The organism is Bacteriovorax sp. BSW11_IV, assembly GCF_000447755.1.
Lineage (GTDB): Bacteria > Bdellovibrionota > Bacteriovoracia > Bacteriovoracales > Bacteriovoracaceae > BSW11-IV.
Genome location: NZ_AUNE01000056.1, coordinates 1 through 10,976, shown reverse-complemented (window position 1 = coordinate 10,976; position 10,976 = coordinate 1). Strand labels below are relative to the sequence as shown.

The window sequence follows — 10,976 nt, the reverse complement described above, 5'->3', positions numbered from 1 at the left end:
TGAGAATTAAAGATTCCTTGTGATCATTATAGCGAATGACATTATGTTCTTTAAGAGACCTTATCGTTTTAGGCTGGCCATTCTTCTTTATATACTCAGAACTGGCCCACAAACTTATTTTCGTCTCCATAAATCTCTTAGCTATCAATGTTGAGTCTTTTAGCTTCCCTACTCTTAGAGCGAGGTCAACACCCTCACCAACAAGATCAACAACTCTATTAGTAAGTATGAGCTCAATAGACATATTTTTGTAGTGATCAAGATAACTCTTAATAGCATCAGACAGCAATACTCGCACAATATCTGTTGATGCCGTCACTCTCAATATTCCAGAAGGTCCTTCCTCACCAGAGTAAAGTTCTTCTTGGGCCTTTTCAATTTCAAGAAGTGCCCGTTCGCAGCTTTTAAAATAAACCTCACCTTCACTTGATAGATGAAGTTTACGTGTCGTTCTGTGTATAAGGGTTACTCCTAGCCTCTTTTCTAGGGCCTGGATCTTGCCACTAACTGTGGTTACAGGCATTGCTAACTGCTTAGCGGCCTTAGTAAAGCTTCCCGATTTAATAACTTGTACAAAAATATCAATTCCATCTAAATTCATAGATTTGATTATACGAAATTTCGTAAAATGTTTCCAGATTATACTATCTAGTTGCTAAAATATATTTGCATTAAACTCTGGAGCAAGAACTAAAAAAGGAGTTTATATGAAGGCTAACAATACAATTCTCGTTTCAGGGGCCTCAGGACATTTAGGACAAATGGTTTCAAAAAAGTTAATTGAAATCGCGTCTGCTCATACTCACATCATATTGGCCTCAAGAAATACTGAAAAATTAGCTCAGTTCAAAGGAAAAAATGTTGAAGTGAGAGAAATTGATTTTAATGACCCAGACAAAACAAAAAAGGCCCTCAATGGCGTAAATCAATTTTTAATTATTAGTACTGATGCTATTGGCTCTCGCTTTGATCAACATAAAGTGGCCATAGATGCTGCCAAAGCAAATAGTGTTGAGCGAATTATCTATACGTCTTGGCCAGAACCAAAAAATTCCGTTGCGATGGTTGCACCGGAACACAAAGAAACAGAAGATTATCTAGAAAAAAGTGGAATCAACTTCACCTTGCTTAGAAACTCACTGTACTCGGAAAATCTATTAGGATCAGTTAAAAATGCGCTTGAGACAGGTAAAATCTATGGTAGTGCCGTCAAAGGGTCTCATACGTTTGTCTCAAGATCAGATTGTGCCAATGCGGCGGCCTACGCTCTTATCAAAGAAGAAAAAGGAAATAAAATCTATAATATCACTGGAGATCAAAACTATAGCTATTACGATCTCGCACAAATACTAACTGAACTATCAAGTAAAAAAGTTGAATATATTAATCTCTCAGATGATGAATTTAAAAATGCTTTAACTTCTTCTGGGCTACCAGAGATTTGGGCCGACGTCTTTGTATCTTTTGATAAGGCCCATCGTTTAGGTGAAGCACAAACTGCGACGAAGGATATTCAAGAATTGACAGGGAAATCACCAGAGACATTAAAAGAGTTTTTGAAAAGAAATATCCTCTAAAAAAACAAAGGCACGCTCTAGGCGTGCCTTCTTATGTAAATAAGACCAAAGGTCTGATTACATCATATCTTTCCAAGCTTTTCCTGGCTTAAATTTAGGAAGAGTCTTAGCTTTGATTTTGATTTTTTCACCAGTTGCAGGGTTTACACCCATTCTTGCAGCTCTTTTAGTTTTTGTGAAAGTACCGAAACCGATTAGTGAAACATCGTCACCTTTCTTAACAGTTTTTTTGATTACATCAAAGAATACTGCAAGGAATTGATCAGCATCTTTCTTAGTCATGTTAGCAAGTTCTTTGTTGTTTAAGATTGCGTCTACAAGCTCTTTTCTGTTCATACAAGCTCCTAATGGCTAGTGTTTATAGGGTTATAAGAAATTGTTATGCGGAAAAGGCGGATTGACAATGGTTTTTTTCAAAATATTTGAAAATTTCTTAACTTTTTTTTTCTTTTTCGATTTAGATGATTTTTTCTTGCCAAATATAAAGTTCTTCCTCTATGGCAATTCGAATAGATTCTAACCATCCATGCAAAACTTGATCGCGATCATCTACGCCTTCTAGATTTTCCCAAATTGCACGAAGTAATACTGGCGACAGCGAGCGATAGAAGTGATCTAAGTTCGGAAGTTGAAAATCAATTTCGTCTTTTGTTTCAATGATTGCTAAATTATTTTCTATCGTAAAAATCTCATGTAAAACTTCTTTCAAAGTCTCTTTACTCAACGCCTTTTTAAGATCATTACAAAAAGCCTTTATGACTTCTTCTTCTGAAATAAAGTGGAATTGATCATTTTTTAAAATATCTTTTAGAGTAAGAAGAAAATCAAACTCACCCATTTTTTGAGCTGTTCGATTTATTTTTTGGCCTAAATTTGAATACGTAAAATCATTCATCATCCACCTTCCTTATTTTATTAAAATATAGAAACGGATTTTGATCAAACAAAAAAGGGCCACTTACGTGACCCTTTCTGTATTTTAATGGTTATCTAAAGATTAGATTTTGATTTTTCCCATTTCTTGTAGCTTTGAAATGATTTTTTCAAAGTGATCAAGTGGGTAAGCACCACGAACAGGTACACCATTTACTAGGAAACCTGGAGTTCCTTGCATACCGAATTCAGCGGCCTCTTCTTGGTCTTCTTGAATTCTCTTCATTACAGTCTCAGAATTAACATCTTTTTTAAGTTTAGTCATATCAGCGCCAACTTTCTTAGCGATCTTATCAAGAAATGACTCACCTAATTGAAGTTTTTGTTGTTGAGCAAATACTTCATCGTGAAAATCAAAAGCTTTTTGAGCATTTTGAAGACGGATAGCTTCATAGTATTGAGCAGCAATCATCGCTTGCTTATGGAAGCTAAGTGGAAGGTGCTTATAAATAAATTGAACTTTACCTTCATACTTATTAAGAAGTTCTTTTACAGTTTGGAAACCTCTTGTACAGAATGGACACTGAAAATCAGAGTATTCTACGATAACAATTGGAGCACCCTTAGTACCTCTAACAGTTTCGTCTTCTCTAATTTTTGGAACAAGTGGATTAGAAAAGCTTTCTTCAAATCTTTTTGATTCCTCTTCTTCTCTTTGTTTCGCTAGTTCTTCACGAGCTTTACCAGCTGCATTTTGAAGAGCTCCCATGATTTTACCAGGGTTAGCTTCGATTACTTTAACAATAATATCTGGATTTTTTACTAAAGCCTCTTCGATTTGTTTTTCGGATACGTTACATCCTGTAAGAATAAGAGCACTCAACAGAGTACCAACAGACAACATTTTCTTCATTAACAAAGCCCTTTGTTAAAACATTATTATTTTCATATGATTGTAAAACATGTCTAACATTAAGAAAACGGGAAACATCATCCCTCTATTTCTTTTTCTGCAAAGTCTTTTTGAACCTTGTCGAGGTATTTATTTAATTTTCTCGAATGAGGTCTAATATAATAATACCCGACTAAATGGACACGTGAGTCATACGACCCCTTAATAAAAGATCTCATTGTTGCAAAAAAACCAAATGATGCTCCTGCGACCTTTGAGTAAAGATCAAACATCAATGCAATACTCAAAAATCCGTTAAAGAAGACGACCATTATCTGTAAGCTCTCAAAAAGCTCGGCCTGTTCATTTAAAAATGCAGTCACAGGAGCAGAGGGCCTAAGCGTTCTATAAGCAAGGTCGACAACATCATAATAAACCTCTAAGGACATGACATAGCCTAGTACCGAAGAACTGATTGATATAAAAACGAGAAAAATTGAATAATGTAAAAAGAAGCTATTTTCAAAAACTGGTTTATGAATTTTTGTAAATTTTCTTGGTACATCCATTTTTAATTTCTGACCGTTTTTGTAAAATATATCAACAGAACTAAAAAACCACTCACTGAATCTGCTTAAAAGTTTTAAGTCTGTGAAGAAACCTGGATCATATGAAACTTTCTGACCATTACAAAATCCCTCACAATAATCTCCGATCAATTTGAACGGTCTTGTAATAAGAGAAGAAACATAGAGTCCCGTAAATAGGACTCCTATTAGAAAGATTCCAACAAAAGGTAAAATATCGAAAATTTTCTTCGTAATGAATTCATAATAAAGATTTTGGAAGAATGGGAATTTATCGTAGCCATTAACTTTAAAGAAGAGCAAATTAACATTGGTCATTGTTGATATGACTAATGTTGATGCAATAAAAGAAAGTAGTGGGATAGCAAAGATTTTCAGTGTCGTTAACAACCTGAATTTAACTTCTTCATCTTTAAAGGCCTTCTTAAAATTAAATACATCTTTGAAATCTCTGGCCGTGGACTTTATAAAGTCAAAAAATTTCACATTCCCCTCTCATTTTTCACTTAAATAAATCATACTCTATTCCCTTGTTTTTTCTAAGAAGTGGAAAAAAAACGACATTTTTTCCATTTTTGCTCATTTATTAGTCAAGTATTCGTGAGCTTTACCGATAAGACTTGGGAATAGGATTAGGTCCCGTAAGGGATTAAGGAGAGAACCGATGAGTGTTCATATGAAATTTAAGAAAGCCAAGATATTAAGTATCACACTCCTGGCCCTTACACTTCTCGCATCATGCGGAAAGAAAAATGTTGTTAATTCAAAAGTCGCCGACTCTGGTGGATATACAGGAATTAATCCAAATCTAAATACTGGTGGAGATGTTAATGCTAGCCAGCTTGGATCAATCATTAATCAAATTAGCTGTACTCAAGGCTCGAGATTAAATAATGTCTACACGTACCAACTAAGTGGTTCAGGAACATTGACGACTATTTATGGAAGCTTTACTCCTGGACAAATCTCTGGACCAATTCGTCAGATTTACGTTGGAAAGAGTTCTTATGGTGATGTTATGTTGGTGGCAAAGATTACTAACGGTTCATCAGTAGTAGGATATAACGTTTATCTATCATACTGTTCACAAAACTCTAATAGTTACCCACTAATCAGTGATCAAAGACCTATGGCAAACTTTCAAGCGCCTCGTGGTATTACGATTACGGATCCAACAACAACTGGATACGGTGTTGTTTCAGCAGCTGAGACAATTATTATCGCCCAAGGGATTTCATATCAATCTCAATGGGGTGGTAGTATTCAACTTCCTCAATACCAAGTCTACACTTATTTTAGACCATAATAAAAAATCACTTATAAAAAAGGCCCATGAAAATGGGCCTTTTTTTTTAATATAGTTTCACTAATTTTAAGCCAGGAAAATAATGGGCCAAAATTTCTTTGTATGTCACTTTCTTATCGGCCATTCTTTTCGCTCCAACCTGACACATCCCTACTCCATGGCCAAGCCCTTTTCCATGTACAGTCAGAATTTTTGTCTTTTTATTGAATGTACTCTTAAAGTTATTTGAGCTGATAATTTTTCTGCCAAAATAGCGACGAAAATGTGATTTCTTCACGATATAAGGTTTGTCATTGAGATAGAGTCTTACGTTATTTGATTTCTCGCTAGAAGGAAGAAATGTGAAGTTCTTTACAATAATATCTTTTGGGAGAAAGTTCTTTTTTTGCATCCATGCAATAAATTTTTGAAGTCTTTCCGTATCAATATCTCCATCCCAAGCACTTTTCTCTGCGCATGAGTCACATATAACATTGTTATACCCAGAAATTGGATTTTCCCAAACTTGTTCAGGACGCAGTGTATGGCCACCGCAGCTAGCATGAAAAAAAGTCGGCACAACTTTTCCATCAGTGGCCACGAGAACTTCTCCCTTAGTTAACAAAGAAGCTTTTGCTGTTTTCGCAGTAGCATCAAAAAAATTTCCACTCACTTGATGCTTTTCAGAATTTTCTAAATCGTAATAAGCTTCATGTCCATATCCCCTAGAGACTTGCTTAGAAAGAATCTTATGAACAGCATAACTTCTGGCAGCAACCGCTTGTGCTTTAAGTGCCTCTATTGGCCATGCTGAGTTCATCTCACGTGATAATAGTGAGCTGATATATGTATCGAGAGGTAATTCATTAACGACGTCACAACCTTCAGTCTTTGGATTTGATACAACATGAATCTCTCCATGATATTTATGATCATTAAAAGAGATGAGACCTGTTGATGAATTTAGAGAAGCTAAAAGATAAGGCGTTTTCAAAAGATCATTATTTCGATTATTGCGCGCAAAATTCTGGCAATTGAATTTGATTCTCTTTCTACCGTTAAATTTTTTAATATTTTTAGAGGCATGAATTGTTCGCTGAATATCCATTCCTGCGACTTGAAGTTCAGGTAAACCGGCCCCGACTTTTACTCTAATGTGGAAAGGATTGTATGAAGCATTGGGTTGCTCATTCGCAATAGATTTAAAATCTCTTTTAGCTCCCAATGTGGGAGAAGTAATTAAAAGCGAAAATAGAGTTAGAACGAGACTCGTTTTGATAGAACTTACTTCCTGTAAATAATCCGACTCCATCCTGGAGCTAAAACTATTTTAATCTAGTAACTGGATTTTTCGCAAGCTATCTATTGCTCTTTTAGATAACTCATTACTTTTTGCATATCAATCCACGCAGTTCTTTTCATACTTGGATTAATTTCTAGGAAGTTTGGATGGAATAAAGGAACAATTTGAAAATCAACCGGACCCTTGTCTGTATCGACTTTTGAAGAGAAAAACTCTCCATGGACAGAAGATAATCGCTCTTTTCGCCCTAGGATTAAATTCAATGCACTTGCTCCAAGAGCAATAACAACCTTTGGTCTAAAAAATGAAACTTCTTTCGAGAATCGGGCAATTGCTTCTTCCTTGTTACCAAGAATACTTGAGCGAACAAAGCGACCATTCTCCAATTTCATGGCCATAATCATCTTACCAAGTAGGTCCTTGTCAGAGGCCAAAAATGTAAGAGGCGGGAATTCACATTCAGATAAATCTTCAAAATGTCCTTCTCCATAAAACATGATCTCACATTGGTTACCAAAAGATGAAAGCCCAACAACTTGGTCTTCGCTCCAATCTGAGCGTAGAGATTTTAAATACTCATCAAAAGATCCAACTTCTTTACATGTGAAGCTCTGTGCGGCCTTTGGAGCTTCTTCTTTTGGTTTTGGTGTGAATAATAGAGGTGCTTGCGCTACTATCTCAGGGGCCTTCTCAGAAACCTTCTCTAAAGCCTTCTCTAAAGCCTTCTTTGGGGCGCTCTCGATGACTTTTTCAACAGGGGTCTGTGTGACAGGTTGTGCTGGGGTTTGTGATGATCCCAGAGGAGCGACTTTAAGCTCTTTTTTAAAAGGAAAATACCATGAACTATTAAATAAGCTCGCCTCAAATGTTTTATTTAAAGGGTGTCTTCCCTCTTCAATATTTCTGGTGTTTTTTAACAAATCGGCAAACATTTCTTTCATGGTTCTAAACTTATTAATAAGACTAGGTAAATTATCCCTCAATCTCTCAAATTATTAATCGCGAGTAAAGACTTTAGGCGAAGGGACGATAAATCAGGAGTAAACAAAACGGAATATTAAATAGTTCCGCATTGAAGGGAGTGTGCATGGCAGCAGAGGTTGACTTTAAATTTGAAACTTTCGAAGAATATTTCGGAGACGCTGACCAAGTAAAGAGAATTTGTGAAGATTGTGAAGTTTGTGGCTCTAAGCTAATTCATACGCATCTATCAGACTATAAAAACCTATTTGTCCAAGAGACGGCCAGATGTCCAGACTGCGGAAGCGGTGGTGGGAAGAAAATCCATATCTTGAACTAATATCTTCAAACATTAGTCTTATCTTAGAAGTAAAACCCATTTGCCTCTAAGATAAGACTTTTAAAATCTTATCAGCAATATCTTTATTCACACCTAAGTATTGAGAAATTTCAGTAGCATTCATTTTCTTCAATTCATCTTTTGTGATATCGAGTTTTTCAAGTATCGCTTTTTTTGTCTTTGGTCCAACACCTTCAATTTGATCAATCCATCCAGTGAATAGTTTTTTCTTTTCAGCTTTATGATGTAATTTCCTCGAAAATCGATGGGCCTCATCGCGCATACTTGTTACTATTTTAAAAAGTGATTTACATTTTTTTAGAATAAAAGGATTAGCTCGTCCTGGAATAATGAGTCTTTCCTCTGAGCGTGTTATCTCAGAACTTCTAAAATTACTTTTCTTATCTACTTTTGATTTTGCAATACCAACAACAGGAACACTTAGATCAAATTCTTTTAGAACCTCTAAGAACATCGAAACCTGTCCCTTTCCTCCATCAACAATAAAAACATCAGGAAGCTTTCCGTGTTTTAATCTTCTGGCCAACATTTCTTTCATCATAGCAAAGTCGTTATTACCTTCTGGTCTCTCATTAAGATGATAATAGCGATATGATTTTTTATCAGCTCTTCCATCGTGAAATACAATTTGAGAAGCTGTTGGAGAACTACCTTGAAAGATTGCTACGTCAAAACACTCTAAGAGTACGGGTCTCTCTGGAAGGCCAAGCAATTCCTTTAAACGATTCAAACCGACATAAACGCTTTCCTCATTCAACGATCTAACTCGTTGATGTTCTCTTGCGTGTTCATTTGTAAGCTTCATTAGTGAGCTGTATTTTCTTCCACTATTTCTTACTACAATTTTATTTTCTAGCGCTGAACGTAAAGCACTCTCAAAGACTTTCAGTCTTTCAGGTTCAAAGTCACAGATGATATTTTTTGGAAGAAGATCATTCGTATTACAATAGTACTGAAACATGAAATTTAATATTTCGTCTTCAAGCTCATCATTTATTTCGATCACTGGAAAATGAAAACTCTTATGACCAAGCAATATCCCCTGTCTGGTCATATAAATCGAAATATCAATTTCAACATCACCTTTATGATAAGCAATGACATCAATATTTTCTGATTCACTATCAAGTTCAGCATTTTTCTGTTTAGAGAAATCAATAAAATCTTTAATTAATTTAATGTAATCTCTTAAGAGAGCTGCTTTTTCAAATTCTTCATTATCAGCTGCAGTAATCATCCTGTGCACAAGCACTTCAAGCGACTCTTCTCCTTTGCCTTTGAAAATATTAAGTGCAAGGTTCAAATCTCTTAGATAATTGACTTGTGAAATATAATCTACACAAGGAGCACTACACTGTTTCATTTGATAGAGAATGCATGGTTCTTTTCTCGATTGAAATTCTCTCAATGTACAATCTCTTAATGTAAAAGATTTTGTGAGAATTTTTAAAATCTCTGAAATATTACTCCCGTGAACAAAAGGTCCAAATACTTCAATACCTTTTTGTCTTTTAACATTTCTAATAAATTGTAGACGTGGAAAAGCTTCATTGAAATTCACGACAACATAAGGATAAGACTTATCATCTTTCATTCTTATGTTGTATTTAGGAGAATATTTTTTAATTAAGTTATTCTCTAAAACTAAGGCCTCAGATTCATTTTCAGTGATAATAAAATCAATTTCATTTACGTGACTTACGAGTATTTCTGTTTTTGGAGTTTTGACTGAATTGTTAAAGTAAGAAGTTACTCTGTTCTTAAGGTTCTTTGCTTTTCCAACATAGAGAACAACTTCTTCATCGTTTTTTATTTTTTTTAACAGGTAGCAGCCTGACAATTTTGGAAAGGTATTCGCCTTTTCTAGCATTGTCGTTTTTACTCTGGACATGCGTTCCGTCTTTACTTTATCGTTCACTTTTAATAACCTTAAGCTTCTAACCTAATCCCCATCTGAAAGGAAACCCAACAAAATGACAGAATTAAGCGTAGGAAAAGAAGTTCTTTCTTATTGCAACAAATGTAAGTTAACTTTAGCACATATGATTGTTGCGATGAAAGATGTAAATACCATTTACAAGGTTCAGTGTAAGACTTGTAAAAGTACTCATGCCTATAAAGATCCTTCAGCAGTTAAAGTTAAGAAAGTTACTGCTAAGGTAAAAAAAGCATCTCCTGGCTCTTCTAAAAGAAGTGCGGCTTCTGTTTCAGATCTTTGGATGGATGCTGTTAATAATGCTACGACAAAATCAAAGGCCTATAGTATCAAAATTAAATTTGAACTTGGCGATATTATCGATCACCCAAAATTTGGTCCAGGTGTAGTTGATAAATGTATTGATGGAGATAAAATTGAAGTCATCTTCCGTCATGACATCAAAACTCTAATGCACAATAAATAAAAAAAGCTCCCCGAAGGGAGCTTTTTTTTTATAAGCATTTTAATATTTCTTAGAAATTCATTCCTGCACTTCCGCCTAAGCTAAAGTATGCACCCATATTCCCCATACCAAAACCTTGACCACCATAAGCTCCACCCATTCCATAACCGCCGCCATAGTAAGCGTTACGTTGTAAATCAGATGCGGCATTATAATAGTTCTGCTGAAGCCCTTGAAGCGCGATCTGACGATCTTGACTTCCAACTTGCATTCTCGCCATACCTGCCTGATTTTGGCTAGCAATGGCCATGTTTTGAGCTTGCATTTGTTGTTGCTGTTGCATCCAACCACCAGTGTTACCCCAGTATGAACCACCGCCAGAAACTCCTGGGTAAGGATACATTCCACCTACACCCATTCCACCAGCACCCATACCTTGGCCAAAAATTGTTCCAGGGTAGTAACCACCCATATTTCCGCCCATATTTCCACCCACATTACATGGGGCCATAAAACACATTGCTCCGCCAGCGCCAACGCCGCCCATTCCTGGATACATTCCACCCATTCCTAGACCACCGTTACCACCCATACCGATGCTACCACCGATACCGATTCCGCCCATACCTGGATACATGCCACCCATGCCTGGATACATTCCACCCATTCCTAGGCCACCAGTACCAATACCAATGCTTCCACCGATACCAATTCCGCCCATGCCCATTCCTGGATACATGCCTCCCATGCCCATGCC

The 10,976-nt window shown here is 36.1% G+C and carries 12 protein-coding genes and 1 pseudogene; 4 read left to right on the top strand and 9 right to left on the bottom strand.

Annotated elements, in window-relative coordinates:
- Window positions 1-601: LysR family transcriptional regulator (locus M899_RS16280; RefSeq protein ID WP_021272583.1), on the bottom strand; the 601-nt coding region annotated here is incomplete at its 3' end.
- Between the two features lie 106 nt (window positions 602-707).
- On the opposite strand from M899_RS16280, the gene M899_RS16275 reads away from it, so the two are divergent.
- Window positions 708-1,577 carry an SDR family oxidoreductase gene (locus M899_RS16275; RefSeq protein ID WP_021272577.1) on the top strand — a complete coding sequence of 290 codons (870 nt, stop codon included), beginning with the start codon at window positions 708-710 and terminating at the stop codon, window positions 1,575-1,577.
- A gap of 57 nt (window positions 1,578-1,634) precedes the next feature.
- Here the strand turns inward: M899_RS16275 and M899_RS16270 are convergent, their stop codons facing one another.
- The 4 genes from M899_RS16270 to M899_RS16255 all read right to left on the bottom strand — a co-directional run bounded on the left by M899_RS16270 (window position 1,635) and on the right by M899_RS16255 (window position 4,415).
- Window positions 1,635-1,913: an HU family DNA-binding protein gene (locus tag M899_RS16270; protein ID WP_021272578.1), complete on the bottom strand. Its 279-nt coding sequence runs from the start codon at window positions 1,911-1,913 to the stop codon at window positions 1,635-1,637.
- A gap of 121 nt (window positions 1,914-2,034) precedes the next feature.
- A complete protein-coding gene (locus M899_RS16265; RefSeq protein ID WP_021272584.1) occupies window positions 2,035-2,475 on the bottom strand; it encodes a hypothetical protein in 441 nt (146 codons plus the stop codon).
- A gap of 99 nt (window positions 2,476-2,574) precedes the next feature.
- On the bottom strand, window positions 2,575-3,363 hold the full coding sequence (locus M899_RS16260) for a DsbA family protein (RefSeq protein ID WP_021272586.1): 789 nt from the start codon (window positions 3,361-3,363) through the stop codon (window positions 2,575-2,577).
- A 77-nt stretch (window positions 3,364-3,440) separates the two neighbouring features.
- Window positions 3,441-4,415: a hypothetical protein gene (locus tag M899_RS16255; protein ID WP_021272581.1), complete on the bottom strand. Its 975-nt coding sequence runs from the start codon at window positions 4,413-4,415 to the stop codon at window positions 3,441-3,443.
- A 190-nt stretch (window positions 4,416-4,605) separates the two neighbouring features.
- Between M899_RS16255 and M899_RS16250 the strand changes: the two genes are divergently transcribed.
- On the top strand, window positions 4,606-5,235 hold the full coding sequence (locus M899_RS16250; protein WP_155897248.1) for a hypothetical protein: 630 nt from the start codon (window positions 4,606-4,608) through the stop codon (window positions 5,233-5,235).
- 46 nt (window positions 5,236-5,281) lie between these two features.
- On the opposite strand, the gene M899_RS16245 is transcribed toward M899_RS16250, so the two are convergent.
- Window positions 5,282-6,526 (bottom strand): SpoIID/LytB domain-containing protein, encoded by a 1,245-nt coding sequence (locus M899_RS16245; protein WP_021272580.1) that lies wholly within the window; start codon window positions 6,524-6,526, stop codon window positions 5,282-5,284.
- A gap of 50 nt (window positions 6,527-6,576) precedes the next feature.
- Window positions 6,577-7,458 (bottom strand): uracil-DNA glycosylase family protein, encoded by an 882-nt coding sequence (locus M899_RS16240; protein WP_021272576.1) that lies wholly within the window; start codon window positions 7,456-7,458, stop codon window positions 6,577-6,579.
- A gap of 146 nt (window positions 7,459-7,604) precedes the next feature.
- Between M899_RS16240 and M899_RS16235 the strand changes: the two genes are divergently transcribed.
- On the top strand, window positions 7,605-7,817 hold the full coding sequence (locus tag M899_RS16235) for a hypothetical protein (RefSeq protein WP_021272587.1): 213 nt from the start codon (window positions 7,605-7,607) through the stop codon (window positions 7,815-7,817).
- Between the two features lie 46 nt (window positions 7,818-7,863).
- Here the strand turns inward: M899_RS16235 and uvrC are convergent, their stop codons facing one another.
- Window positions 7,864-9,729: an excinuclease ABC subunit UvrC gene (gene uvrC, locus M899_RS16230; RefSeq protein WP_021272585.1), complete on the bottom strand. Its 1,866-nt coding sequence runs from the start codon at window positions 9,727-9,729 to the stop codon at window positions 7,864-7,866.
- Window positions 9,730-9,811: 82 nt separating this feature from the next.
- Here uvrC and M899_RS16225 point away from each other — a divergent pair, with 82 nt between their 5' ends.
- Window positions 9,812-10,240, top strand: a complete 429-nt coding sequence (locus M899_RS16225; protein ID WP_021272575.1) for a hypothetical protein — start codon at window positions 9,812-9,814, stop codon at window positions 10,238-10,240.
- 49 nt (window positions 10,241-10,289) lie between these two features.
- On the opposite strand, the pseudogene M899_RS18610 reads toward M899_RS16225, so the two are convergent.
- A pseudogene (locus tag M899_RS18610) lies at window positions 10,290-10,976 on the bottom strand (hypothetical protein); the annotation flags it as partial.